Source organism: Cryobacterium sp. W22_MBD10_FK3 (genome assembly GCF_052113745.1).
Taxonomy (GTDB): Bacteria; Actinomycetota; Actinomycetes; order Actinomycetales; family Microbacteriaceae; genus Cryobacterium.
Genome location: NZ_JBGQOH010000007.1, coordinates 1 through 24,486, shown reverse-complemented (window position 1 = coordinate 24,486; position 24,486 = coordinate 1). Strand labels below are relative to the sequence as shown.

26 protein-coding genes and 1 tRNA gene are annotated in these 24,486 nt (G+C 61.8%); 15 read left to right on the top strand and 12 right to left on the bottom strand.

Annotation, left to right across the window (positions count from 1 at the left end; translation table 11 throughout):
* Positions 1-121: 121 nt before the first annotated feature.
* Positions 122-910 carry an LmeA family phospholipid-binding protein gene (locus ACEN2M_RS09170; RefSeq protein WP_441647813.1) on the bottom strand — a complete coding sequence of 263 codons (789 nt, stop codon included), beginning with the start codon at positions 908-910 and terminating at the stop codon, positions 122-124.
* Positions 911-912: 2 nt separating this feature from the next.
* On the bottom strand, positions 913-2,589 hold the full coding sequence (argS, locus tag ACEN2M_RS09165) for an arginine--tRNA ligase (protein WP_441647812.1): 1,677 nt from the start codon (positions 2,587-2,589) through the stop codon (positions 913-915).
* A gap of 43 nt (positions 2,590-2,632) precedes the next feature.
* Between argS and ACEN2M_RS09160 the strand changes: the two genes are divergently transcribed.
* From ACEN2M_RS09160 to ACEN2M_RS09150, 3 genes are all read left to right on the top strand, one after another.
* Positions 2,633-3,265 carry an iron ABC transporter ATP-binding protein gene (locus tag ACEN2M_RS09160; protein ID WP_441647811.1) on the top strand — a complete coding sequence of 211 codons (633 nt, stop codon included), beginning with the start codon at positions 2,633-2,635 and terminating at the stop codon, positions 3,263-3,265.
* Between the two features lie 178 nt (positions 3,266-3,443).
* On the top strand, positions 3,444-4,964 hold the full coding sequence (locus ACEN2M_RS09155) for a DUF222 domain-containing protein (protein ID WP_441647810.1): 1,521 nt from the start codon (positions 3,444-3,446) through the stop codon (positions 4,962-4,964).
* Between the two features lie 128 nt (positions 4,965-5,092).
* Positions 5,093-5,164 (top strand) — tRNA-Arg (locus ACEN2M_RS09150).
* 45 nt (positions 5,165-5,209) lie between these two features.
* Here the strand turns inward: ACEN2M_RS09150 and ACEN2M_RS09145 are convergent.
* The 4 genes from ACEN2M_RS09145 to ACEN2M_RS09130 all read right to left on the bottom strand — a co-directional run bounded on the left by ACEN2M_RS09145 (position 5,210) and on the right by ACEN2M_RS09130 (position 7,699).
* Positions 5,210-5,839: a recombinase family protein gene (locus ACEN2M_RS09145; protein WP_441647809.1), complete on the bottom strand. Its 630-nt coding sequence runs from the start codon at positions 5,837-5,839 to the stop codon at positions 5,210-5,212.
* A 355-nt stretch (positions 5,840-6,194) separates the two neighbouring features.
* Positions 6,195-6,359: a hypothetical protein gene (locus tag ACEN2M_RS09140; RefSeq protein ID WP_441647808.1), complete on the bottom strand. Its 165-nt coding sequence runs from the start codon at positions 6,357-6,359 to the stop codon at positions 6,195-6,197.
* A 429-nt stretch (positions 6,360-6,788) separates the two neighbouring features.
* Complete coding sequence (locus tag ACEN2M_RS09135; protein ID WP_441647807.1) at positions 6,789-7,127, bottom strand: hypothetical protein; 339 nt, start codon at positions 7,125-7,127, stop codon at positions 6,789-6,791.
* A 164-nt stretch (positions 7,128-7,291) separates the two neighbouring features.
* Entirely contained in the window at positions 7,292-7,699 is a 408-nt protein-coding gene (locus ACEN2M_RS09130) for a RidA family protein (RefSeq protein ID WP_441647806.1), read from the bottom strand.
* A gap of 162 nt (positions 7,700-7,861) precedes the next feature.
* Between ACEN2M_RS09130 and ACEN2M_RS09125 the strand changes: the two genes are divergently transcribed.
* The gene (locus tag ACEN2M_RS09125) at positions 7,862-8,293 is read left to right on the top strand and encodes a hypothetical protein (RefSeq protein ID WP_441647805.1); all 432 of its coding nucleotides are present in this window, start codon (positions 7,862-7,864) and stop codon (positions 8,291-8,293) included.
* A 180-nt stretch (positions 8,294-8,473) separates the two neighbouring features.
* The gene (locus ACEN2M_RS09120) at positions 8,474-8,950 is read left to right on the top strand and encodes a hypothetical protein (RefSeq protein WP_441647804.1); all 477 of its coding nucleotides are present in this window, start codon (positions 8,474-8,476) and stop codon (positions 8,948-8,950) included.
* Positions 8,951-9,241: 291 nt separating this feature from the next.
* On the opposite strand, the gene ACEN2M_RS09115 is transcribed toward ACEN2M_RS09120, so the two are convergent.
* Together ACEN2M_RS09115 and ACEN2M_RS09110 are read right to left on the bottom strand one after the other, a co-directional pair.
* Complete coding sequence (locus ACEN2M_RS09115; RefSeq protein ID WP_441647803.1) at positions 9,242-9,508, bottom strand: hypothetical protein; 267 nt, start codon at positions 9,506-9,508, stop codon at positions 9,242-9,244.
* A 406-nt stretch (positions 9,509-9,914) separates the two neighbouring features.
* Positions 9,915-10,337 (bottom strand): nucleotidyltransferase domain-containing protein, encoded by a 423-nt coding sequence (locus ACEN2M_RS09110; protein ID WP_441647802.1) that lies wholly within the window; start codon positions 10,335-10,337, stop codon positions 9,915-9,917.
* A 429-nt stretch (positions 10,338-10,766) separates the two neighbouring features.
* Here ACEN2M_RS09110 and murJ point away from each other — a divergent pair, with 429 nt between their 5' ends.
* On the top strand, positions 10,767-12,317 hold the full coding sequence (gene murJ, locus ACEN2M_RS09105; RefSeq protein ID WP_441647801.1) for a murein biosynthesis integral membrane protein MurJ: 1,551 nt from the start codon (positions 10,767-10,769) through the stop codon (positions 12,315-12,317).
* A 284-nt stretch (positions 12,318-12,601) separates the two neighbouring features.
* Here murJ and ACEN2M_RS09100 read toward each other — a convergent pair whose 3' ends face one another.
* A complete protein-coding gene (locus ACEN2M_RS09100) occupies positions 12,602-12,913 on the bottom strand; it encodes a SecDF P1 head subdomain-containing protein (protein ID WP_441647800.1) in 312 nt (103 codons plus the stop codon).
* Positions 12,914-13,382: 469 nt separating this feature from the next.
* Between ACEN2M_RS09100 and ACEN2M_RS09095 the strand changes: the two genes are divergently transcribed.
* Entirely contained in the window at positions 13,383-14,048 is a 666-nt protein-coding gene (locus ACEN2M_RS09095) for a DUF6226 family protein (protein WP_441647799.1), read from the top strand.
* Between the two features lie 157 nt (positions 14,049-14,205).
* Here the strand turns inward: ACEN2M_RS09095 and ACEN2M_RS09090 are convergent, their stop codons facing one another.
* Positions 14,206-14,565: a hypothetical protein gene (locus ACEN2M_RS09090; protein WP_441647798.1), complete on the bottom strand. Its 360-nt coding sequence runs from the start codon at positions 14,563-14,565 to the stop codon at positions 14,206-14,208.
* A 552-nt stretch (positions 14,566-15,117) separates the two neighbouring features.
* Between ACEN2M_RS09090 and ACEN2M_RS09085 the strand changes: the two genes are divergently transcribed.
* From ACEN2M_RS09085 to ACEN2M_RS09075, 3 genes are all read left to right on the top strand, one after another.
* Positions 15,118-15,534 carry a hypothetical protein gene (locus ACEN2M_RS09085; protein WP_220607240.1) on the top strand — a complete coding sequence of 139 codons (417 nt, stop codon included), beginning with the start codon at positions 15,118-15,120 and terminating at the stop codon, positions 15,532-15,534.
* Positions 15,535-15,701: 167 nt separating this feature from the next.
* On the top strand, positions 15,702-16,517 hold the full coding sequence (locus ACEN2M_RS09080) for a class I SAM-dependent methyltransferase (RefSeq protein ID WP_441647797.1): 816 nt from the start codon (positions 15,702-15,704) through the stop codon (positions 16,515-16,517).
* 511 nt (positions 16,518-17,028) lie between these two features.
* On the top strand, positions 17,029-17,334 hold the full coding sequence (locus tag ACEN2M_RS09075; protein ID WP_441647796.1) for a hypothetical protein: 306 nt from the start codon (positions 17,029-17,031) through the stop codon (positions 17,332-17,334).
* 799 nt (positions 17,335-18,133) lie between these two features.
* On the opposite strand, the gene ACEN2M_RS09070 is transcribed toward ACEN2M_RS09075, so the two are convergent.
* Both ACEN2M_RS09070 and ACEN2M_RS09065 read right to left on the bottom strand, forming a co-directional pair.
* Positions 18,134-18,889 (bottom strand): hypothetical protein, encoded by a 756-nt coding sequence (locus ACEN2M_RS09070; protein WP_441647795.1) that lies wholly within the window; start codon positions 18,887-18,889, stop codon positions 18,134-18,136.
* 182 nt (positions 18,890-19,071) lie between these two features.
* Positions 19,072-19,365 carry a hypothetical protein gene (locus ACEN2M_RS09065; RefSeq protein ID WP_441647794.1) on the bottom strand — a complete coding sequence of 98 codons (294 nt, stop codon included), beginning with the start codon at positions 19,363-19,365 and terminating at the stop codon, positions 19,072-19,074.
* Positions 19,366-19,543: 178 nt separating this feature from the next.
* Between ACEN2M_RS09065 and ACEN2M_RS09060 the strand changes: the two genes are divergently transcribed.
* The 5 genes from ACEN2M_RS09060 to ACEN2M_RS09040 all read left to right on the top strand — a co-directional run bounded on the left by ACEN2M_RS09060 (position 19,544) and on the right by ACEN2M_RS09040 (position 24,372).
* Positions 19,544-20,209, top strand: coding sequence for a DUF6226 family protein (locus ACEN2M_RS09060; protein ID WP_441647793.1), 666 nt, complete (start codon positions 19,544-19,546; stop codon positions 20,207-20,209).
* A gap of 1,019 nt (positions 20,210-21,228) precedes the next feature.
* On the top strand, positions 21,229-21,837 hold the full coding sequence (locus tag ACEN2M_RS09055) for a DUF4232 domain-containing protein (protein WP_441647792.1): 609 nt from the start codon (positions 21,229-21,231) through the stop codon (positions 21,835-21,837).
* Positions 21,838-22,105: 268 nt separating this feature from the next.
* Positions 22,106-22,675 (top strand): hypothetical protein, encoded by a 570-nt coding sequence (locus ACEN2M_RS09050; protein ID WP_441647791.1) that lies wholly within the window; start codon positions 22,106-22,108, stop codon positions 22,673-22,675.
* A 724-nt stretch (positions 22,676-23,399) separates the two neighbouring features.
* Complete coding sequence (locus tag ACEN2M_RS09045) at positions 23,400-24,062, top strand: hypothetical protein (RefSeq protein WP_441647790.1); 663 nt, start codon at positions 23,400-23,402, stop codon at positions 24,060-24,062.
* Positions 24,063-24,219: 157 nt separating this feature from the next.
* The gene (locus tag ACEN2M_RS09040) at positions 24,220-24,372 is read left to right on the top strand and encodes a hypothetical protein (RefSeq protein WP_441647789.1); all 153 of its coding nucleotides are present in this window, start codon (positions 24,220-24,222) and stop codon (positions 24,370-24,372) included.
* Positions 24,373-24,486: the final 114 nt, after the last annotated feature.

The following is a 24,486-nucleotide window of genomic DNA, read 5'->3' as shown; positions in this document are numbered from 1 at the left end:
AAGTGGGTGTCTCACGAAGTGGCGAGCGAACCCGGATTGGTCCCTGAAGCCAGCGAAGAGACGCGCCGAAAGGCGCGGGAATCTACCGGAATTCTAGCGACTGCGAGTTGCGCGCGCCGAATCAAGCGGTGGAACAGCTGCCCAGGGTGGTGAGCGACTGTTCGTTGAGCGTCAATGTGCTCGACTCCAGCGTAATGCGTGCGCGGTCCGGCGTGACATCCACGCCGGTCAGCGTGACGCCCTGCGGCAGGTATTTGGCCACGCAGACGCTCACGGGTTTCTCACCCAGGAGCAGCTGCAGCAGTCCGCTTGCATCGAGACTGCCCCCGAAGCCACTCAGCTCCGCCTCGGTGGGGGTCAGTACGAGCGAGTCGGCGCTCGTCGACGGAGTGGCCGTGGCCCGGTAGCCCACCTCAATGCCGAACACCGACGCCGTGCCGGCGTAGGTGACCTCGTTGGCGCCGAGCTTGAGCTCTGTGGCGCCCGCCTCGATCGGCCCGGCGGATGCGTCGTCGCCTTGCTCCTGGCTGGCCTGCAGCAGCGTGTTGAGCGCAGCCTCGTCCAGGTCGATGGTGCCGGAGACGTGTCCAATCGGCTGGGAGGTGTCCACCGGAACCTGGGCGGCGCGGATGCGCACCGACGCCGCGGCGCCGTCGACGGTGAGCTGGGGCGCTGTCAGTTCCACCTGCTCGAACGATCCGGTGAGGTACTGGGCGATCACGGAGAGGCCCCCGATCTTCACGGAAACGTCACCGGTCACGTTCGCCGGCAGGCGATTGGCGATCTCCGCCTCCGCCCGGCCCTGCGCGAAGCCGCGGAGGGCGCCATCCACGATGAAAAACGCACCAACCAGCGCCACGACAAGCACACCCGTGATGATCAGGCATCCTCCGCGGCGACGTCGGGACATGCCTACATCCGCTCGGGGGCGCTGACGCCGAGCAGGCCGAGGCCGTTGCGAATGACCTGGCCGGTGGCGTCGTTCAGCCACAGCCGGGTGCGGTGCAGGTCGGTGACCGGCTCCTCGCCCAGCGGGATGACGCGGCAGTTGTCGTACCAGCGGTGGTAGTAGCCGGCGACCTCTTCGATGTAGCGGGCGATGCGGTGCGGCTCGCGCAGCTCGGCGGCCTGGGCCACCACGCGCGGGTACTCCTGCAGCACGCCCAGCAACGCGGATTCGCTGTCGTGGGTGAGCAGTTCGGGAGCGAAGGCACTGCGGTCCACGCCGGAGTCCACGGCATTGCGGCCGACGGAGCAGGTGCGGGCATGGGCGTACTGCACGTAGAAGACCGGGTTCTCGTTGGTGCGCTTGCCGAGCAGGTCGAGGTCGATGTCCAGCTGCGAGTCGCTCGAGGAGCGCACCAGCGAGTAGCGGCCGGCGTCCACGCCCACGGCGTCGACGAGGTCGTCGAGGGTCACGATGGTGCCATTGCGCTTCGACATGCGCACGGGCTCGCCGCCCTTGAGCAGGTTGACCATCTGGCCGATCAGAATCTGCAGGTTGACGCCGGGCACGTCGCCGAACGCCTCCACCATGGCCATCATGCGGCCGATGTAGCCGTGGTGGTCGGCGCCGAGCATGATCAGGTTCTGGTCGAAGCCGCGCTCACGCTTGTTCAGGTAGTAGCCCAGGTCACCGGAGATGTACGCCGGTTCGCCGTTGGAGCGAATGATCACGCGGTCGCGGTCGTCGCCGAAGGTGGTGGTGCGCAGCCAGATGGCGCCATCCTCTTCGAAGATGTGGCCGAGTTCGCGCAGCCGGGCGATGGCGCGGTCGACGGCGCCGGACTCGTGCAGGGAGTCTTCGTGGAAGAAGACGTCGAAGTCCACGCCGAAGCCGTGCAGCTTCTCCTTGATCTCGGTGAACATGAGGTCGACGCCGATGGAGCGGAAGATCTCCTGCTGTTCGTCGCGGGGCAGAGCCTTGATGTCGCCGTCGTAGATCTCCACGACCTTGTCGGCGATGTCGCCGATGTACGCTCCGCCGTAGCCGTCTTCGGGAGTGGGCTCGCCGAGGTACGCGGCCAGCACGCTGCGGGCGAACCGGTCGATCTGCGAACCGTGGTCGTTGAAGTAGTACTCGCGCGTCACATCCGCGCCCTCGGCCTTGAGCACGCGGGCGAGGCTGTCGCCCACGGCAGCCCAGCGCACGCCACCCATGTGGATGGGGCCGGTGGGGTTGGCCGAGACGAACTCGAGGTTGATCTTGATGCCGTCGTACATGTGGCCGGTGCCGTAGACCGGGCCGGCGTTGACGATGGTCTGGGCCAGGGCGCCGGCGGCGGATGCCTCGAGGCGGATGTTGATGAAGCCGGGGCCGGCGATCTCCACGGAGGCGACCTCTGGCATGGCTTCCAGGCCCGCGGCGAGCTCGGCGGCGACGGCGCGAGGGTTGGTGCCCAGCGGCTTGGCGATCTTCATCGAGACGCTCGACGCCCAGTCGCCGTGGTCGCGGTTGCGCGGGCGCTCCAGCGACATATCGGCCACGGTCAGACCGAGGTCGGCGATCTCCGCACCCTCGCCACGTCGGCGCTCGACCATAGAGTTGACGAGGTCGAGCAGGGACTGAGAAAGTTCGGCAGGGGTCACGGCGGTCAAGCTTACCCGCCGTCCCAGTTGGTAAGGTCAACCCGTGACCCACTCCAGCTCGTCCTCGTTCCGCCGGCTGCGCACAGCGCTCGCCCTCACTGGCACCTCGCTCGCTCTGATCGCCCTGGCCGGCTGCGCCCCGACGAACGGCACGGAGCCCACCGCTTCGGCCACTCCCAGCAGCACCGCGACCACAGAGCCCACCGCCACCGCCACCGCGGAACCCACGGCGTCGGAGTCACCGGCGCCGAAGCCCGAGGGCGCCGACGTTGACAAGAAGTGTGACCAGGTGCTCACGGCAGATGACGTGTACGCCCTGAACCCCAATGTCGGTGTCGACCCGGACTACTCCGCGACGAGCGACACGGCCGTCACCGCGACAACCTATAACGGGATCTCCTGCGGCTGGCTCAACCAGTCCAGCGGCGAGGTCATCGAGGTATCGCTGGCCATGCCCAACGAGACACTCACCAATTCGCTCAAGGATGCTGCCCTGGCCGGTGGCGAGATCGTGCCCACCTACGGCGCCGCACCCGAGGTTGAGGGCTACTTCAGCGCCGGCACCGGCACCGCTCAGGTGTTCTCCGGCGGCTACTGGGTTGCGGTCGTGACGCCCGAGATGATCGAGCCCGGCGACGCCGAACGCATCATGAGCGCTGTTCTCGGCAACCTGTAGCGCTGGCCTCCGGGCTTGTTCGTCTGGTCGTGCTTGGCGCTCTTGTGGGCGGGTTGAAAAGCGGGCTGAAGAGCGGTTTTCTGGCTCGTCGCTCCTCCACGGGCGGGTCTGTTGACGACCTTTCCACAGTCGTCTTTTCGGGCCCTGGAGTGTCAGTGGTCGGTGGTTCACTGTCCTCATGGCCACCTCGGATGCCACACCCGAAGACACCGACCCGGCCGCGGATCCCACTGCGGCGGCGATCAGCGCGGTCATCGACCCGCTGATCGAAAACGAGAAGGTGATCGCCGCCGGCTACGCCGAACGCGTGCGTCTGTTGGCCGAGCTGGATCGGCTCGGCCAGGAGCCGCGCATCCTCGCCGGGCTCTGCGGCGACCCGGTCGAGAGCGGTCGGGACGACCCCGACACCCAGGCACACGGGCCGGCCTGGAACGACGAGGAACTCGCCCGCCGCTGCATGGCCGCCGAGGCCGCGGGTGCGTTGCGGTTGACGGCCAGCACCGCCGGCATCATGATCGTCGAGGCCACCCGCCTCACCCATCAGCTCCCCCGCTTCCACGCCGCCCTCGGCCGGGGCAGCATCACCTGGGGTCACGCGGTGAAGATGCTCGCGCTCACCGACGGGGTGCCCGACCACATCCTGCAGGCGTTCGAGCTGAAGGCGCTGCCCGCGGCCCAGAAACTCACCTCCACCCAGTTCGTCCGGGTCGCCGGCCGCATCCTCGAGCGGATGCACCCGGTGCCGCTGCAGGAACGGGCCGACGCCGGCTTCACCAAACGCCGGGTGCTGCTCACCCCCGACGCCGACGGCATGGCCTGGCTGAACGCCTATTTGAAGGCCGAGGATGCCCAGGCGATCTACGACCGGCTCAGCCAGGTCGCGAAGAACCTCGCCGACGACGGCGATGCCGCCCCGGCGCCCGGTGCCGAGGCGCCTGTGCCGGTGCGCACCAAGGACCAGCGTCGCGCCGACGCCTACCGCGACCTGCTCCTGGAGGGCGTGGGCCCGACCGGGCTCGGCCACGGCATCCGCGGCACCGTGCACATCACCGTTCCCGCGCTGACCCTGCTGGGCCGCAGCGACGAACCCGCCATCCTCGAGGGCTACGGCCCCATCGACCCCGAAACCGCCCGCCGCATCGCCGGCACCGCGACCAGCTGGACCCGCATCCTCACCCACCCCGAAACCGGCTGCCGGCTCTCCGTCGGCCGTGAGCAATACGCCCCGCCCGCCGACATGCGCCGCTACGTCGGGATCCGCGACCAAACCTGCCAGGGCATCGGCTGCAACCGGCGTGCCACCCTCAGCGAAATCGACCACACCCAACCCTGGAACACCGGCGGTCGAACCGACGTCGACAACCTCGTGCACCTCTGCAAACCCTGCCACCGCCTCAAACACCAAACCAGCTTCAGCACCAGCCAAGGCCCCGGCGGCGCCCTCACCTGGACCACCCCCGGCGGCAAGAAATACGGTTCATCCCCCGCCGACAACGAGCCCGCCAACAACGAGCCCGCCACCTACGAGCCCGTCGCATCCCCCGGCGCTGACGACCTCGTCGGCATCAACAGCCGCCCACCCGGCCCCACCAAGCCGGCAGTCTCGCCGACCACGCCGCCGGCACCACCGATGTCGCCCCCGGTCAAGCCGTCGCCTTTAGCGCAGCGACGCAGCAACGACGACCCTCCCCCGTTCTGACCGCTCCGCCCAGCCTTCTCCTCCAGCCGCCCCCTCCGGCCGTCCAAGTTCGACACCCCAGTTCGATACCCGGCCCATCAATCGGCGCAAAGGCGTCCGCCCAGGGATGCTAACCTAGAGGTTCCTGGGCCCCCATAGCTCAGGGGATAGAGCACTGCCCTCCGGAGGCAGGGGCGGCAGTTCGAATCTGCCTGGGGGCACACTTGTCACGTGACACGCTAGTTCGAACTTCTGCCACGTAGTGCTTAGCGGGCACCGTCGCCATCCGAGGTCTCGTCATCGGATTGATCTGGCATCAATCCCAGAGCCCGGGCCCGGCGGTAGAACGTGGCTCGGGACATCCCGAAGTCACGCGTGACCTGTGCCGTTGGTTCACCGGCTTCGATGAGTCGGTTGGCGTTACGGATTTGTCGGTTCGTGATTCTTCGCGGTCGGCCACCAAGGTTCTTGCCGGCCTTTCGGCGTCTATCGATCGAGTCGAGCACGCGCTCTCGCTTGATGTCTTGTTCCATCTGCCCGAGAGCAGCCAGGGTCGCGTACAGCATGGATCCCGTCGCTGTCGCTGTGTCGACATCGCCGCCGCCAAAATTGAGGATGCGAAGCTCAACACCGCGTTCGCTAAGCCTTTTGGCTAAGGCAAGAACGTTCTGCGTCGACTGCCCAAGCCGATCCAGCGTCGCGATCACGAGTGTGTCGCCAGGTTCAAGCGCGGTGAGTGCGGCATGAAGCTCAGGACGAGCTGCCCGCGCTCCAGAACTCCCCTGATCGATATATAGGTCGTCACGTCGCACACCCGCCGCCAAAAGTTCGGCCCTCTGCACGTCCGTGTCTTGCTGCCGAGTCGAAATCCGCGCGTAGCCAATCAGCTTGATCACAGCACTCCTTAGTCGTCTCATAACTAACGATGCGCACTGTAATTCACGTCGAGGGTTATGCGACGTAGTTATGACACTCGGCCCGTCGCGAGATTCACGTGTTTTCGTAGGAAGTCCAGATCACGGCGAGGAGTCGTCTCGAATCCCTAGGGTTTCGAGACACCGACTACCTGCTGCGACTAATCACATCGATACGCCACATAGCGATCGCTGATCCCCCCGCGGTGCCGAGAGGCGCAGCTGTCACAGCGTTGACGGCAACCGCGTCTTGATTCGGGTGCGGCCCGCTCCTAAATGAGCGCGTCTGGTCGTCGCCGGGCCGGCAGGATATCCGCCAGCCGATCCTCTCTCGGATTTAGTTGTCGTCGCGCTTGCTGAGCGCAGTTACTAGCCCACCGAGAACGAGAAACGCGCCTAGACCACCTATGACGAACGGCAGCACGAAGGACGGCGGCGAGGTCTCGAGCTTGCCGGCCTCGTCCAGCCATGTGCCGTACTCCGTGCCGTAGAAAGAAAGCACGACCAGTATGACTAGTCCGATTGCCGCGCTTACCAAACTCCAAATGCGACCCCACATACAGAACCCCCAAGTTTTGTTGCTCTCGATCCGAGAAGCCGGCTCGTTGCAATGGGAACAGTCTGCCCCAAGAACACCCCAGTTCGAACGGAAGCGGCTCGATGCGCAGACCTGGCCGCGAACGAACCGCGGGTATCGGGCACCATATGCCTGGACTTGTTCGCGGGCCTGTCCCGTAACCTGAGTGCCTCGCCCCCCCCATGGGATACAAGACGCTAACTAGCCCTCTGAGCCAGATGTGGGAACCGAGTCGATGCGCCAGAAAGCGATCACAGAACGCCGCCACAAAGCTCTAAGAGTCACCCACTCTGTGGCATACCAACGACGTGGCCACAAATGATCGTTTTTGGGCTCCCGCGTGCACGTCACGAATCAGACGGGATCTGATTCGGGCCGGGTGAGGCCAATCGAGAAGGAGGATCCCGCGGGCCGGAAATCGCCAGCTAGACGGATGAGATTGCGGTATGAGATCCACCCGAGGTCGCGCGTTTCAGTACGGTCGGTGGTCTCCACGAACAGCTCGAACAGCCGTTCGCCCTTGGTCGTGTGCAGCCAAGTTAGGACTTCTTCGATTGAGGTGACACCCGTAATCCGTGGCGGATCGTGTCGCGCAGGTTGTTCGATATCGTCGCCAGTCCAGAAGCAGACCCAGTAGACCGACGCCTCTTCCTGCTGCGCATCAAAAAAGGACTCATCCCATTCGGCTTTCACTTGATCTCCTGGTTGGAATCGACGGCTACGTACCCGAGAGTGGTGTGATCTCCGGCGGTCGCTCACCTACATCATCCAGCACGGTGTCTCCTAACCAAAGTGCCTCAAAACCCATGAGTTATGCGACCGCGTTGCGCCGTGGTTAGGTGCCGATTGGGACGACTTCAGTCGATTACGGCCGCCACAGCTTCGATCTCGACAAGCTGATCTGTGTAGCCGAGTACGGTGACCCCCATGAGCGTGCTCGGCACATCGTGTTGGCCGAACGCCTCCCTAACGACCGTCCACGCGTCGACAAGGTCTTTTTGCCTGGAGGATGCCACGAGGACACGGGTGTTCACGACGTCATCGAGTTGGGCTCCTGCCGCCTTCAGGGCGATACGGAGGTTCTCCATGGCCTTGCCGGCCTGCGCGACGTAGTCTCCGACTCCAACCACGCTGCCATCGAGCTCCAGCGGGCATGCCCCGGCCAAGAAGATGAGGCGCGCTCCGGGGGGAGCGGTTGCGGCGTAGGCATACTGTGCAACGTCGGAAAGGTCAGCTGAGCGAATAAGGGACACTGCTTGGGACATGCACTCAACCTATTTGAGGACTCGTCTCGTCGCCAGCAAAGAGGTGAACCCAGTAACAGTCGCGTCGGGTCGAAGCTCAAGGTCGGTGGTCCGCATTCGGCCGCAGCGAACTGGCTCTGGGCGACTGGGCCCCAGTTCACACCAGTACCGTAGCCTCGAATCGTGACTGAGGAGCAGCCTGTAAGTGAGAGTGACGGCCAGTACCGCCGCGTGGTCGACCCGGGGACGCAGGTTGAGATGCTCGTGCCCGCGGAAATCTCAGACGATCGCGCCGTCGACCATGCCCGGCGGGAGCAAGCAGGCGAGCTGCACCGGATCCGGTTCTTCCTGGACTGGGGCCATGACTATCCGTTATGGGAGAGCTTCACTGACAAGTACGCAATGGAGCCGGACGATTATGGCATCTCCTCTGAACTGGGCCGACGCCTTAACGAGTGGTCGCTTTTCTGGCAACGTCACTGTGACCCGTTTGACGGCTGGGACGAATCCAGGAATCGGACTCGATGGTTGGCGACGGGAGATGAGTTAGTGCGTCTGCTTGAGGTTGAGGTCTACGACATCGCGGTGGTTTTGCCCCAGTTCCACCCCCGCTGAAGAAATCGCGTGCTGGAGGCTCTGGTGCAACTGTTCGCCGTAGTGCGCTCGAGATCGCTATTTACGGAATCTAACACGAGCACACGAGACGCCTCACAAGCCATGAGATCAGAGGCGTTCAAAACCGCCTGAACAGTCGCTGATACACAGCAGCAGCAGCATCGATGGTTGACTGATCCCGTGATGGACGATGATTCCCCTCCTGCCCCGGTCTATCGACGAAGCAGCGCGCCGAGTCCTCGCCTAACAGCAGAGATGCGCGCGACTTTCATGGCGAGTTCTGCATGGGAGGAACGTGCAGAAGTCGCACTTCAGCCCGACCTCTCGCTTGAGCTGATCGCCCGGCTAGTCCTGGACGAGAATGAGGATGTCAGACATATGGTCTACAACATTCATCGAGAAATCCCGTCCGCTCTTCTCGAGGCCGCCCTCGCTAATCATCCTGAGGATGCCCACAGCATCGCATTCCAAGAGGAAGCGCCGCTGGCCGCCCTAAGAGTCAAGCCTTTCAACTTCGCAACTCGCGCCGACATCGAGCGGTACCTCCTGGCCACCGCAGCTGATCCGGACCTGGCTCACACATTCCGGTCAATACCGAAAACGCCGAGCAACGCCATGGTCACTTTGGAAGAGCTGATGACTTCAGTTCGTCCCTGAGCAGCCCCCTTGGCGTGTCTCGCAACCCAGCTGCCTCATATCCCATGGGATACGAGACCCAGGAAGTCGCCTGTTGGGTGACTAGTGCCACGTGACTTATCGCGCATCTGGACCTGTCTCGCATCTCTAGGGTTTCGAGACATTGCGACCACACGAGGTGCTCCACGCGGTGAAGCACCTCGATGTGGAACTTCAGCGGCGCAAGATACGCGAACCGATACACGAGGGTGAAGAAGCGCGCCGCGATCCTCTTGGTTTGCGTGCGCGTAGGCTCTTCGTGGTCAGCTGCGGCTACCCCGTAACAGCCTTGTAAACCGAGTCCGGGGTCGCCCCCGGCTTGCAGGCTGCGATCGCCGCTTTGAATGTGGGGAGATCGGCGTCCAACGGATCAATGGTGTACAGGACGCGGCCGTCCACAATATGCACATCACTTAGGCCGATCGCCTCCAGGCACTCGGCTTCACTCTTGAGGTCTTCATCTGACGGCCCCGTGGCGCAGCCGGCTAGGGAAAGGGCGGCCATGAGAATCCCAATCATCAGTGCGCGCTTGGCTTTCATTTGCGGACTTCTCCAGACCTGCCGTGAGCGGGGACGCGGCCCTAGCGAACGCGGCTAGTGGCTCAGGTCTGATCACGAGGATAGACATACTCCACCGCTCAGGGGCGTCCGGGTGCCTCATCTCAGAATCATTCACGTTCTGTTCATGTCGAGATCGAGCTCAGAGTGTCGCCTGCCTTCGCGAATGCTGGCAGAGACCGATTCGTCTCATAAGCCAGGTGCCTCTTATCCCATGCGACACGAGACTTAGTTACCTGGCATTGCGTGGACCACGACAACCAATTGCTGTGATTGCTATCGCACTGGTTGGCACGTACAGCTGGCCGGAATCGGCGCGATAACGTACCCACCCCAGTCAGTCCAGGCCCGCTCCAAATTTGTTCTTGTACCGCCACCAAGAGGAGAGTCAGAGGGTGGCGACGGCGGACGCGAGCACTCCCGTGTCGTAGATGACGCGGTGACCGTCGCTCAAAACACGCCGCGTGCCTGCGTCGAGAGGCACAGCAGCCCAGCTGATCGGTGCGATGCCCAGTTCGACCTGAAGCCCCGACCGCAATCGCATCCTTCTCTCTCGGACGGGACCCCAGTTCATTGCCCGAACCAACTGAGCACCCGGGCGTAAGATCTCGAACCACCCGGAGTCGGCGAGCCGATCCGGCTCGTCGGTCAGGACCGTCAGATCGACGTCGCTACCCATGCGCTCCGCATGGCGCGCGTATGAACCGACCAGCACTACGGCCTGCACATCGTCGCGCTCCGTAGCCCACGCCCTGACAACGGCGATAACGGCACGAACAGCCCTCTGTCGCCCTTTCAATCTCACGGTCACGTGCTCGATTATTGCGCGTTCCCGCCCTCGGCCAGCTCAGTTACCCCTGGTGTGTACCGTTCACGGCTGCACGAGGCCGGCCCTGGTCGCCTGTGAACTGTCTCGTAACCTGAGCGCCTCGTATCCCATGGGATATGAGACCTAAGGGATCACCTGCCACACGACCAGCGGCTACCTGATTTGTCTCGCATCCTCACCTGTCTCGCATCGGTAGGGTTTCGAGACAACTGGCGACGCGCTCGAACCCGTTCCGTCATCGTGCGGCGCTGGCTTTGCTAGGTTCGGTGGGAGGCGGATTTGCGACTGATTGGTCTTGGCTCCTCGGCCGATGTGGGAATGTTGGCGAATGGGGGATTTCAAATCGGCCAGCCAACTTTTCGGGGCTAGTGCGGAGCTTGACCAATGAGTGCGCGAAACTCGATTGGGTCGATGATGGCGGCCACATTCGTCTCCCGGGCGCTGGGTTTCTTAAAGGCAACCCTGCTCATCGCTGCGATTGGCGGGACGAGCAAGGCTGTCGGTGGGCAAGCCTTCGAAATCGCAAACTCAGCACCTACCTACCTCTTCGCTCTAATCGCGGGCGGCGTCTTGGGCGCAGTACTGGTTCCCCAGATCGTTCGGAACCTACACGACGGCCCGGCTGGTCGAGAAAACACGGACCGACTCCTCACGATCGTCCTAATTGGCGGGGCCGTGGCGACAATCATCCTCACCCTGTGCGCTCCGGGAATTGTCTGGATCTACGCAAGTCCCTGGTCCGCGCAGTGGCGGGAACTCGCAACGTCAATGGCGTACTGGTGCCTGCCGCAGATCTTTTTCCTAATCGCGTTCGCCGTTCTGTCCCAGGTCCTGAACGCGCGAGGTGTGTTCGGCGCACCAGCGTGGGCCCCCGCGATATCCAACCTGCTGGGGATCAGCGGGATCATGGTTTTTCTGTTCTTTCTGCCGACCGGACTCGGCCCTGTGGACTCATGGAGTCCCCTGATGATCACCGTGCTCTGCGGCTCGGCGACTCTGGCCATCGCGATCCAAGCCCTGCTACTCCTCATCCCGCTGCGGAAAATTGGGTTTCGGATCCGTTTTCGCGGGGGCTTTGGTGGCCTCGGGCGTATGTCCGCGCTGGCGGGCTGGACCCTTCTCGGAGTCATCGCAGGCCAGGCCTCGTACCTGATCACGTCGAACGTCGCCAGTAACGCTGGGAATATCCTCCACCAGTTGCACGTCGACGGACCCAGCCTAAATTCACTTTCGATGGCGTACCTGCTGATGCTCCTGCCCCATGGCATCGTCACCGTGTCGCTGACGACAGCCCTCTACACGCGGATGAGCGGAGCCGCCGCACGAAATAACCTCGCCGAGATCGATGCGCTCTCCACCTTGGCCAGCAAACCAGTCGCTTTTGTCGCAATCGCCGCCACGTCAGCCTTCGTCGTGCTGGGCCCGCTGATCACTGAGGTACTCCTGGGGAATCCGATCATTGGGCACGTGCTCCAGGTTCTGGCAATCGGGCTCGTTGGGTTCAGCCAGGCCTACGTACTCAACCGCACATCGTTCGCGCTCCAGGACGCGCGCGGCCCCTTCGCCACCCAACTCGTCATAGCCGGGCTATCCGCCGTCGGCGCCGCATCAGCACTCCTCCTTCCACCTGACCTCACCGTGATCGGCATTGCAGCCGGAATCTCTATCGCGAACTTCGCCGGCTGGCTTACGGCACACCTGTCACTACAGCGAACGCTCCGAGACCGCGGTTACGTCCCCGCTGGTCAACGCTCCCTCGCGCTCACCTACTCGCGACTTCTCGTCGCGGCCATAGCCAGTGCCGCAGCCGGGCTATCACTGATTACCCACACCGGCATCCCGACAGGTTTCGTCAACCAGGCCGCTCTTCTGGTAGCCGCTGGTTTAAGCATTCTGGCAGTCTTCATCTCGGTGAGCTGGATACTCGGCGACCGAACACTGAACGACCTACGCCGAAGGTAGCGGCCGTGGCGTAGATCGTAAAACGCACAAACTACGCGAACAAGTTCCTCTTTCGGGGAACATCACGACGGTGGGGACCCAACTCCTGTGTCATAACCTCCGAGTGTCGAAACCCATGGGATTCGAGACGCGGGAACTCACTTTTCAAACGATGAGCGGCAGTTGATTTGTCTCGCATCCAGACCTGTCTCGTATCGGTAGGGTTTCGAGACACCTCGGAAGCAGCATTCCGTTTCGATCGTGCCGCCGGGATTTCGCATTTGGGTGGGACGGTATCCGCCGCCCTAGTTTCCCTGAATTAGGTCGACGAGGTCTTGGGCGCTCTCGTCTGGCCCTAGAGCGATTTGCACCTCATCGCCTTTCATCGCTTCCATAACGCGGACCGCGGTTTGCACCTCGCCACCGACCTTGATGAGTAGGCGCGCCGAGTCCCCAGCCCCGGCGGCCTCTTCCGTGAGCTCCTGCCACGCCTTTGCGCCGTCCTCGGTGAAAGTCACGTCAACCGCGCTCTGCCCGCCCTCGGCAACACTGGAACTCTTAACGCCGGCTTCTCGGAATGTGGAGGGAAGCAGAACACTGTCGCCGTCGACCACCACGCACTGAGAGTCCGACCCAGCAATGCATGTGTCCGAGACCGCCATATCGATAGTTCCCCCTGTCCCCGACGATGTCTCGTCAGCACCAGCGGAAGACGAGCAGGCGCTAAGCGCGAGCAGCATGAATGCGGCCAAGGTGAGCCTTGTAGTCCGGAAAGACATGATCGTCCGTTCTCTAAGTGGGTTTCAACGGCCGACTTAGCCCCCACTGCGACCGTAGGGCGCAGCGGAGCTAAGCGCCAGCATCTCCTAGTTCCCGCTGGCTCGCGCGCCGCCCCACTTCGGGCAGCCGATAATCTCGGGCCACATCAACCACAGCTGCGACTATTCGAGCTGGTATCGACACCTCAGAACGGCTTCCTCGCGTCTCGTAGCTCACGTGTCTTGTTACCCATGGGTTTCGAGACGGTGGAGGAGCGCCCGGGAGGGATCGCTCGATGAAGAGAACGCTGACGACTAGCGTGTGACCATGAGTGAGTATCGACGCCCCACGATCCCAGTGGGGATCTATCGCGACGAGCAGGGCGTCCCTATCGATTACGGCAATCGATGGGGAGGGGAGTCCCCACCCGAAGACGCCTATTCGCGATTGAGTAATCTGGAACGCTTCGCGCCACTTCACGACGTCGCCCTCGCACTCGTCGAGTGGTTGCGGAGCACTTTCGACGTTGATGTCGAGAGATCATCGAGCGCCGCTGCCGACCTTCTTCTCCAGCCGCGAGATGTTGTTCAAGCAGTAAGGATCGTGCCACGGGAGCATGCAGCGGCCCCGCTCACCTTTGTCCTCTCGCGGTTTCCTGGTGTATTTCTCCACGCGGGTTCCCTACACGATTTCCATTTCCCCGCGTGCGGCTGCGACGCTTGTGACGACAACGTCACGGAACTGATAGATCAGCTCGAATGGACCGTGCGTACCGTGGTGTCCGGGGGCTACTCAGAGACCTTCGCGCCGGGGTCGGGCGATTGGATCGAATATCGGCTCGATGATTTGGGCGGTGGGATGCAAGCCGGGCGCACAAGCACCCAGGAGCTACCCACCGAGCGGGTGGTGGCTGCACGAACTGCAATACCGGCTTCGGGCCAGTGGAACTCCTGGCCATTGCGCTCCCAACACGATGCCAACGCCGTCCCCTGACGCTCGTAACCAAGGTGCCTCGGTCACACCGAATCTCAGCCCCGAAATCAACTTCCTCGACGAGTTCTCGATATGGCACACGTCGTGTGTCTATCGCCCCAGTTCAGATCGACTGTCTCGTAACCTCCCTGTCTACAAACCCATTGGTTGTGAGACTCTACAGGCGGCGATGAAGAGTGAACCGGCGGTCAGCAGGCAGTTCCTTCCCGCGCATGGTGACCACGGCGGTACCCAAGTCGGCGATGGCTACGAAACCTGGCGGCTGCTGGTGCCGAACTCGAAGAGCGAAGCCGACTCCATCGACAACGATCTGAGTGAACTCCCACTCCGACCAGTCCACGACACTGGCCTCCTCGGCAATCTCTTCCATTCGGATGGCCAGCGAGTCTCGCGAGTAGGTCTGGTCAAGCATGACAAGAAGGGCTTCTCTAACGGCCAGCTCCGCCATAGTTCGTGCGTCATCGACGACCCCTGTGACCTGCCCCGCGTCGTTCATCCGCTGACCGGTGCGCTCCATAGTGCGAATGATGAAAGCAGACGGCTCAACGTCCGCTCCGACACGTATTGAGATGTCCGTGCCGGGCGTCGAACCCGCGTCCCAAGCTATCGGGACGGATGGATCGGTGGGGCTCAAGAGAATCATTTCTGGCCGCCTTCGTCGGTGATGTGCTTCCCAACACGTCGAGTGTCAGTGGCTCAGGATTCACCTGAACGTGCGTCGGTCGCAAGCCCCTCGACCCCGTAACTCTCGAAGTGAGGTGTCTCGAAACCCAAGTGCCTCGTATCCCATGCCATATGAGACTGGTGATACCTCCTTGAGCCGCCCGAACGTGGCTCGTTGACCGCTCGCTCGCCTCTTCCGAGCACCAGCACCATTGACCGCATGGGCAGTGCCATCTAGAGTTCAGCCAGGTTGTGACGTAGCAGCCGACTCTTGGGGGGACTCATGTACACAAGCGCCGCGAACATGTCTCAGTCAGCTTCTGTTGCGCTTGCTGTCGCAGCGATGTTGATGCTGTCGCTCGCAGGATGTTCAGCCTCCCCAGCGTCGGGAGATAACGCACCTGTCGTGCTTGACAACCTGCCGGAAGTTGTGGCGTCGGATCAGCAGCTGGATGAGTTGGTAGGCGGCGTGTCGGAAGAGGAGTACACGGCGGCCTTCGACCGCTTCGAGGCGTGCATGGTGAAAGCCGAGCAGCCGCTGGTGGGTGTTGAGAAGGATGCGGACATCATTACGTTCTCAATGTCGAGTGCTGCCTATGATTCCGGCGACTATGACCGGTGTTACTTTGGCGAGTTCCAACGCGTCGATGAGCGATGGCAGTTCCAGAACAAAGACAGCTCAACCGCCACCATCATTTATCAGGCCTGCCTAACCGCGGCCGGAGTGCCACCGAAAGAGTCGTCCGAACAGGTCTGGGCGCAAATGATTGAGGCTGGGATCGACCCGGAAAAATGCGCGCTAGAAAACGGTCCCGAAGGCTGATCGACGTCGGCGACTGAGCATGCGCAAGGTGTCTCGAAACCAGAGCGTCTTGTATCCCATGGGATACGAGACACTTGAGATCTTTCGTTCACGCGGCGCGTGGCAGGTGACTTGTCTCGTATCTGGACCTGTCTCGCATCCGTAGGGATACGAGACACCGGAGGGACGTGCACGACCTTGTGCGTGTGACCCAGGGTCATCGGGCTCGATGCCAAGACATTCAAACCGCTGCCGCCGCTACCCGACGATGTTGGAGCCACCAGTTTTGGGTGAGTGCCCGTCTGAAAGGCTCGCTTGTGGGCGTCCCAGCGGAACCCACTCGGTACGCTGAGCCGGTGTACTTCATTGCTTGGCTCAATCGCTTCAATGCCGCTCACGCTTGGAGCCATAACGACTTCTACGGCCCGTGGGTTGTCCGCCAGGTGAGGTCGAGTGGAGCTCAAAAAGTTCTTGACGTAGGGTGCGGAACCGGAAACCTTGTAGCTCGTCTGATTCCGTGGGCAGGGACGATCACGGGTTTGGAACCCCACGAAGCAACCGCGAGAATCGCGGCCGAACGATTCGCGGACAATGAGGCCGTCGAGATCCGACCGGAGTCCTTCGAGCTGAGAGACCGAGGCGACAAATTCGGGGCCATCACGCTCGTCGCAGTGCTGCACCATCTACCGCTTCAAGAAACGATGAAAGATCTCGCTTCGGCTCTTGACCCCGGTGGACGTCTCGTGATCGTGGGGTGTTATCGCGAGTCAACGCGAGCTGATCGCCTGGTCTCGTTCGGAGCGCTCTTGTCGAATCCGATGATGGGTCTGATAAAGCACCCTCGACGCGCACGTGACGCTCCGGAGGGCATGACCGCTCCTACCGCACCAGCACGCGAATCGCTCTCAGAGATAGCTGCTGAGGCTGCACGTTTCCTACCCGGAGCACGAATTCGTCGACGGCTCTTTTGGCGGTATTCATTGGTCTACGACGCGTCCCGCTGATGGCTCTTTTGGCCGGGAGCCCGGTACACCAGGTGCCGAGCATCTCGCACGGTGCAATCTGCTTCGCGCAGGTGGGTGTCTCGTTACCTCATGGTGTCGAAACCCATGGGATACGAGACGTGGGAGATCTCTCCTATCCACTAAACGAGCGGCAGCTGACTTGTCTCGCAACCTGACCTGTCTCGCATCGGTAGGGATACGAGACACCGAAGCCTTGGCTGACGGTGCTTGATGAGTAGGCGCGGAAGCTTAGGTCTGAGTGTCGGCCGGTGCTGACGTCACGGTTCAGCTCCGAGGCGCTCAGTCCCGCTCCGTCGTCGCGCCAAAGGTGCAGATTCTGGGAGGAGGCCCAGGGTGCGGCCAACTCAACTCAGGCAGGAGCGATTCTGTATGCGGCCAACTGGAGGCAGGAGCTCGGTTATCTCTCGGGGGGGGTCCTCTGAGCGCGCGCCGCCGCTCGCTCGTCAGCATGCCGGGGCGCAACTCTCCTACTGACGACATAATTGGGTCCATGAGTAAGGTTTCGGCGATTGCCGCCACGGTCAGGACGCTTGCTGGCGTCGCCGGTCTCGGCCTGGGATACTTCGTGACAACAGGTCTGCTAGCAACGCTCCAGCTGGAAGTCACGGCCGAGACCTGGGAGTCCTTGCTGGCGACGGGCTCATTTGGGACCATTGCGGCTCTATTCGTCTCAGTGCTCTCTGTCGGTCTGGGCGTTCTTTTTGCTTGTATCGCGGAGACGATTCATGGTCACCTCTTCAGGCGGAATATTCGCTGCACAGGGGATGCGGCAGCCCAGACTTCCCTCAAACTGTAGGCAGCACTCCAAATACGTCTTGTTGAAACCTCGAGTGGCTGCTGCACACGACATCACATGTCGAGAGCGGTGCATTGCCTGCTCAAGCGACCTGCGGCAGGTGACTTGTCTCCTAACTGGACCTGTTTCGCATCTCTAAGGTTTCGAGACACCGCGCGGAACCGAGCGGGTTCCGACCGTTGAAAGTCGGAGACGGGACTCCACCAGGTTGAAGGCTAAACGAGATCTCACGAAACGCCAGCCGAGAAACTGGAATACTTGAGCGCTTAGGCAGCTAAGACCCACTGGATGCAAATGATGTACGGACTGTGGAGGTGAACTAGTGGAGGCGGACCCGTATTACGGTCCTTTCGACAACACCTATTTCTACATCATCGCCTTTGTAACGCTAGCCATCATCCCTGTCATGATCATCTGGTGGCTCATCGCTCTACTCGTGAACAGGCGGCGGAGAAAGGTCGGAGCCCCAACAGGCGGGAGCCGCTGGCACTTCCTCCGGTACGGCCCGACAGCACCACTCATCTGCGCCATAGTCACCTTGTGCGGGTTGCCTTTCTGGTCTATACGCCCTGACAGAGAAATGCTCAGTCCGTCCATCAGGTTCTGTCTGATGATCATGGGGATAGCAGGACTCGTTGCACTTGTAATAAGCGCCGTTCTGTCGGAATTCTCAAACGCCCCACCACGATCAAAGTCCACCGCCAAGTAGCACCAAAAGATGCGCTCCCCACCGCCACTTGCCGCAAATCGTCCCTTTGAAGCCTCCCAAAGCGCGCTCTGAGACAAGTCGCTAAAGGGGTCAGCCGCCGTAGGCGGCCATGATCACAATCCCGGAGCCGTTGTCGCCGCAGACGTCCCCGACGATCGTGCCCGCCGCATCCATCTCGGTCGGTGAGTGCTGCTCGTGAAAGTAGCCGGGCACGACGACGGGCGAGGACATCCCCTCCACCAGCGCGGGCAGCTGCAGGGCGATGAGCCCGGTGGCCGTGTCCTGCAGCTCAGTGATGATGCCCGCAGCCTCATCCATCTGCACGCGCCACTCCTCGGCGCTCACGTCGCCCTGTAGGTAACCCTGGTCGGCGTTGAGATAGACACTCATGTACTCCGACAGCTGCGTGCACGCGTCGGTGATGAGCGGATCGGGGCTGAAGACGTCAGTGGTGAACTCGCCAGTCAACGCGAAATGCGAGTCGGCCGGCACGGAGATGTACAGCTGCATCAGCGCGGATTCGGGCGCCGGAAACAGGTAGGTACGCGTGCCCTGGCAGCCGCCGCGGCGGTCACTCTGCTTGGCACCGCTGAAAGAGAGGCTGAAATTGCCGCGCACGCAGACGAAGCTCACCCGGAACGACGCTGCGCCCTCTGGCACGTCGATCATCTTCTCGACAGGACCGGTGCCGTTGAGCTCAACGGCGGGCCAGTCCGCCGAGTTCACGCTCTCGGCGCTCTCGGTCCCACCGGCATCCGGCGGCGAGGCGGTGCACGCCGTCAGCGCGAGGGCCACCCCGAGCAGGCAGGCCACTGATCTGACCAGGGCTGATTTCGAACGACGCATGATCCCCCCATATCCGGCGCCCGACACGGCACCCCGCACGACCCCCGTGCACGCCCGACTCTACCGACTACGCGGGGCGTAGGCACGCCCCTGCCTGTCTGTGTGTCGGGAACGTTGGCTTGATCCGCAGGCCAGATGTCTCGAAACCCAAGCGCCTCGAAACCCATGCGATACGAGACGGATTAGTCGTAGTCCAATCCCAGCAGGGAACCGCCGTTTAGTACGCGTTTGACGACTTCCATCGATAAGGAGATCTGGTCCGCGATTTCATCGCTAGTCATTCCGATCTCTGCGCAGTCTCGGAGCACGGCCTCCACTCGCTTTGCTGCCGTGTCCAGCGGACTCAATTGGTCCTGCAATTGGATGAGCGCCGCTCGAGCGTCGTCCAGTCGTGAATCTCTCATGGGCTGACGAACGGGACGACTCAGGTCAATGATCCAGTCCGGGGCTTTGGAGGCTTCGTTGATTCCGCTCATGGCGTCGATCGTACTCAGGCTGTGGGCTTGAGTTGGGCGCTCCTCGGGGCCGCTGCAACTGGCGACCGCAGACTTTCTATTAACCCAACGGCCTCATAACCCATGGGTTTCGAGACGGCGGAGGAGCGCCCGGGAGGGATCGCTCTATGATGAGAACGCTGACGACTAGCGTGTGACCATGAGTGAGTATCGACGCCCCACGATCCCAGTGGGGATCTATCGCGACGAGCAGGGCGTCCCAATCGATTACGGCAATCGATGGGGAGGGGAGTCCCCACCCGAAGACGCCTATTCGCGATTGAGTAATCTGGAACGCTTCGCGCCACTTCACGACGTCGCCCTCGCACTCGTCGAGTGGTTGCGGAGCACTTTCGACGTTGACGTCGAGAGATCATCGAGCGCCGCTGCCGACCTTCTTCTCCAGCCGCGAGATGTTGTTCAAGCAGTAAGGATCGTGCCACGGGAGCATGCAGCGGCCCCGCTCACCTTTGTCCTCTCGCGGTTTCCTGGTGTATTTCTCCACGCGGGTTCCCTACACGATTTCCATTTCCCCGCGTGCGGCTGCGACGCTTGTGACGACAACGTCACGGAACTGATAGATCAGCTCGAATGGACCGTGCGTACCGTGGTGTCCGGGGGCTACTCAGAGAGCTTCGCGCCTGGGTCGGGCGATTGGATCGAATATCGGCTCGATGATTTGGGCGGTGGGATGCAAGCCGGGCGCACAAGCACCCAGGAGCTACCCACCGAGCGGGTGGTGGCTGCGCGAACTGCAATACCGGCTTCGGGCCAGTGGAACTCCTGGCCATTGCGCTCCCAACACGATGCCAACGCCGTCCCCTGACGCTCGTAACCAAGGTGCCTCGGTCACACCGAATCTCAGCCCCGAAATCAACTTCCTCGACGAGTTCTCGATATGGCACACGTCGTGTGTCTACCGCCCCAGTTCAGATCGACTGTCTCGTAACCTCCCTGTCTACAAACCCATGGGATATGGGACTACACCGCACAACCCTCGGGCAGAGCGCTGAGCTGGGTTGAGGGAGCATTCTTGCCCTCAAATTTAGGTGCTCAATTCGGTCAATAAATATCATTGATCTGCCCTTTATGTGAGTCTGGAGGCGACAGGTTCGCCAAATACCGATGAATGGAACTCCTATGACTGCCGGTGCTCTCATGATTGTGCTCATCTCTGGAGGTGGTCTGGGGCTCGCTCTCGTGATTCTGGCGGCTTTCTATTTTTTGTCCTCGCGGCGGCGGCTCAGCCCATCAGCTGCTCGGGATCTTCAATCCTCCGACCCGGAACTGGCTCGAGCCATGTCGGACCTGCGAGCCGACATCGAGCGTGGCCAGCGAGGGTTATGAAGTCTCGCCCCGACTGTATGAGCCGATGCCGCCAAGGTCCCTCATAACCTGAGTGCTTCATAACCCAGGGAATACAAGACGCTGGCCAAACGCTCTGAGCCACCGTGGGCGCTCAGGTCGGTGTGCCAGATGGCGATACAGAACGCCGCCACAATGCGCTTCGAGTCGCATGATTTAGCGGCGCGATCTGACGTCGAGCTGGCATGTACCCCCTCTCCACGTACTGCGTTGGAAGGGGACCAAAAGGTGCATGGTCGGTGAGACCCGCTTCTGGTGTCACCTGAAATGGGTGCGTTCCGGAGGACACGCCGGCTATGGCGCGCTGGGAGGATAGGGACGCGCAGTGAGTTCGGTCGTTGCAGCAACGGCAGGCTACGAGCGGGGCAGCTCCTGATCTACACGGACGGGGGACTCTTTGCTCAGATCTGGACGCTGCAGTACGGGACAGTCGTCATCGACTGTCCCAGACCTGTCCCGTGCGTTGAAAGGATTCGCCCTATGCTCATGACCTGGACTGGCCGCATCGCTCTAACCGCGCTGCTGATGCTGCCCACTTTCGCGCTCGTAGGATGCGCCGATGGGGCCGCCGAGGCTCCGGAGCCCACTGTGGCCAGCGCACCCGCGTCGAGCTTGACCCCGACTGCAACCCCCCACGCCGGAGCGGCGGAACCTGTGTGGCCAAACGACCGGTGTCAGGACGAACAGCTCGCCGCTGAGCTTGTGGAGCGTCCCGACCTTTCTACAGCGACCCGGGAGGGCCTCGCGATCGTGCTCACGAACGTGTCGGAGCGATCCTGCACGTATTCCGGAAGCCCCGGTGTGCTGTTGCTCGGCGCCGACGGCACCCATCTCGCCAGCCGTGACGACAAGATATTGGGCCCCATCGAGCCGGAGGCCGGGGCGCTCGCCCCGGGCGAGTCGGCACAGGCAGAAGCGCTCCTCACGTACGTCGCAACGTACGACTGCACACCGGCGACCGTGACGACAATCCAGGTGCTCGTCACATCGGACGGTGCTGGCCCGGGCATTGACGCGCCAGCGGATCTGCAGGTCTGCGGCGACGCTTGGACCGACTTCACGGTCGGGTCACTCGTTCCTGTATCCTGACTCCGCCGGATGCCGCGCTGCGCTCGGCAGGCCGTAGTCCTGTTGAGACTGCACATCTGAAGCACTGTCTCGTTACTCACGTGTTTCATATCCCATTAGTTTTGAGACTGGGGCCGCCTCCTGGGTTCATCTAGTACGGCATCCGCAGGGACGTTGTGCGCGGCTTCGCTGCGTCTGAACGCGCTGCCGTCGAATGCCAGCATGGGTTTTCCACGGGGCAGGACCGCGAGGCCTCATCACCCAGATACCCGATGGCTAGGATTCAACCGTGACCGTCGAAGAACAGAAGGTAACCCAAGGAGAGGCACGCGCCGCCATCGGCGGCTACGGGGTCGGCTTGTCCGTCCTCATCGCGTCTTTCATCGTCTCCTGCTTCGACCTTCCGGAGACCAACTACGCCAGCGGTTCAGCTCTCATCCTTCTGCTGGCTGGCGCCGGCGTTGCATTCGTCTCATCATTCTTCGTCTGGACGACAGATATCGGGCAGACTGCACGCTTCGTGGCGGGCGCGCTGTCTGCCGCCGGCGGTGCACTCGGTCTTGCTATTTGGCCTTTCGCCCTCACCGCTTTCATGCTCCCAAGTGGCGAGGAATGGCGCTCGGTTTGCTGGTCCGCACTTGTCGATGCCGACGGCGGGGTGGGCAAGACCCTCAAAATGTCTACGACGCTCCTACCGACACAGATCCACTGCAGCATCGGAACGGAGCCGTCCGCTGTCGTTCTAGCTGGGCTCGAGTCCACGGCACTGAGCGCAGTAATCTTCGCGCTGGTGGTCCTTCTCATCGGCGGAATCTACTTGATGGTGACTCCGGGGAAGCCAAGCAGCGTAGGTGCATAATACGCCTCGCAACAACGCCCGCTTCAGCGGGCCCAAGCCGTTCCATTTTTTCACGGGTGAAGTGTCTCGCAACCTCGGTGTGTCGAAACGCATGGGTTACGTGACGCAGCTAGTCAGCGTCCCATGCCCGTTTTGGTGGCGAGTTGGAGTACGCCCACAGCACCATACTCATCATGAACGCAAGAACGCCACTCCCCATCAAGGCCATCGCGGGCACTATCAGGTACGGACTGAATCTGCCCATTCTCTCCGACATTGAATATATCCAAAGCCCGCATGAGAACCCAGCGGCAGAGACGAGCAGTGCGGTCGGGCCGAACCGCAGGAAATGCCAGCGGACTCCGCGTGGTGGGGTTTCGGTGTTTGCTAAGCGGTTGTTCATGTGCTGGGCGAGAAGCCACCAAGTGAATATTGCCGGGATGAGGGTCAATGAGATAGCGATGACGAGCCAGAACACAACTGAACCAACGGGAGACTCCACTGGATCCACCGAATCACTACCCTCCTCGTGCCATCGCACTATGTGCAAACCCTGGCTGAGCGTACAAAAGAGTCATCTGGCCCGAGCACGAACTAAGACGAGATGTCTCGTATCTTATGTGCCTCGTATCCCATGGGATACGCGACGCAGGAAGCCGCCTGTTAACGTGACGAGCGACATGCGACGTGTCGCGCATCTGCACCTGTCTCGCATCCGTAGGGTTTCGAGACATAGAGACTTGTTATGCGGCTGTCCCCGCGTCCTGGGGTCCTGCATTCGATAGGTTTAGCAAACGGTTTCCGTTTTAGAGGTCGTCTGCACCAGTTCAATGGTCCTCTGAAAAGCTGGAGTGAGGCCTGTTCGAGAAGTTCGGCGGAGCCGCTGGTCGACCGTTTTGGCGGGCTCGTCGTTGCGGTGGGGAACCAAGGACTGGAGCCGGCCTTCATCGGGCCTTCATGCAGGTGGCTGGTAGTGGAAAAGGTGAAGAAGGAAATGCCGACAACGGGTAACCCTGCAAGACCGAAGGCGACCAAGCCAAGAACTTTCTGGTTATCCTTCGGGGTATTCCTAGTTACGGTCGTGGTTGCTGTGGGTGTGTTGTTCAGCCCGCTGTGGAACACGATCGCTGTTGAAAGCGTGCGCTGTGTGGTGGTGTCGGCAGAGCCGAGGACAGCGTCGGGCGGTTTGAGAGGGTCGGTGTCGACGCCCGCGGTCGTCATCTCGACGGCGAACTGCGGTCCCTTGGGAATTTCCAGAGGTGTGACTTCCGATGAGCAAGAGGAGCTTGCGTCCTCTTTTCAAGTTGGCGCCGAGTACGAGTTCGACATCGGCTGGTACGGCCGGGTCATCATGAAGCACGTCTTGCGCGGAGCTCCCGAAGTGCAGGGTTACCGGCTGGTGGAATGACCCTCCCTGCGGTGACGGCTGGGGAGTGTTTCGGCGATCCAACGGGCCAAAATGTCTCGCAACCTGAGCGCCTCGAAACCCATGGGATACGAGACATATTCGCTGCAGAAATGACGCTCATCAATCGGGCGTGAACAGTCATGCAAGAATCGTCCCCATGGATCCGAACTTTCTTCTCTTGGCCCTGGTACTCGTGGTCCTCTTCGCCAGCATCAGCATCATTGGTGCCCTACATCGCATTCGCAATGCAAGCGAGAAAACCTTGGCCATATTGGAAGCGCAAGTTGCCGACAAGGCACCCAGAATCTAGGCGTTGCAAGCCCCGCTTGAAAGTGCCCGGCGGGATGTGTCAATGGCCATTAGGAACTGCCCGTAGGCGGCCAGCAGAATTGCCCGCTGGTGGCCATGGAAACTGCCCACTCAT

Excerpts from the sequence above, each read along its gene's own strand:
- ACEN2M_RS09075 (WP_441647796.1), top strand. The coding sequence starts at position 17,029 with ATGAGTAAGGTTTCGGCGATTGCCGCCACGGTCAGGACGCTTGCTGGC.
- ACEN2M_RS09095 (WP_441647799.1), top strand. The coding sequence starts at position 13,383 with ATGAGTGAGTATCGACGCCCCACGATCCCAGTGGGGATCTATCGCGAC.
- ACEN2M_RS09115 (WP_441647803.1), bottom strand. The coding sequence starts at position 9,508 with ATGAAAGCCAAGCGCGCACTGATGATTGGGATTCTCATGGCCGCCCTT.
- ACEN2M_RS09070 (WP_441647795.1), bottom strand. The coding sequence starts at position 18,889 with ATGCGTCGTTCGAAATCAGCCCTGGTCAGATCAGTGGCCTGCCTGCTC.
- ACEN2M_RS09055 (WP_441647792.1), top strand. The coding sequence starts at position 21,229 with ATGCTCATGACCTGGACTGGCCGCATCGCTCTAACCGCGCTGCTGATG.
- ACEN2M_RS09065 (WP_441647794.1), bottom strand. The coding sequence starts at position 19,365 with ATGAGCGGAATCAACGAAGCCTCCAAAGCCCCGGACTGGATCATTGAC.
- ACEN2M_RS09090 (WP_441647798.1), bottom strand. The coding sequence starts at position 14,565 with ATGGAGCGCACCGGTCAGCGGATGAACGACGCGGGGCAGGTCACAGGG.
- ACEN2M_RS09170 (WP_441647813.1), bottom strand. The coding sequence starts at position 910 with ATGTCCCGACGTCGCCGCGGAGGATGCCTGATCATCACGGGTGTGCTT.
- murJ (WP_441647801.1), top strand. The coding sequence starts at position 10,767 with ATGATGGCGGCCACATTCGTCTCCCGGGCGCTGGGTTTCTTAAAGGCA.
- ACEN2M_RS09040 (WP_441647789.1), top strand. The coding sequence starts at position 24,220 with ATGGATCCGAACTTTCTTCTCTTGGCCCTGGTACTCGTGGTCCTCTTC.
- ACEN2M_RS09060 (WP_441647793.1), top strand. The coding sequence starts at position 19,544 with ATGAGTGAGTATCGACGCCCCACGATCCCAGTGGGGATCTATCGCGAC.
- ACEN2M_RS09130 (WP_441647806.1), bottom strand. The coding sequence starts at position 7,699 with ATGTCCCAAGCAGTGTCCCTTATTCGCTCAGCTGACCTTTCCGACGTT.
- ACEN2M_RS09045 (WP_441647790.1), top strand. The coding sequence starts at position 23,400 with ATGCGGCTGTCCCCGCGTCCTGGGGTCCTGCATTCGATAGGTTTAGCA.
- ACEN2M_RS09155 (WP_441647810.1), top strand. The coding sequence starts at position 3,444 with ATGGCCACCTCGGATGCCACACCCGAAGACACCGACCCGGCCGCGGAT.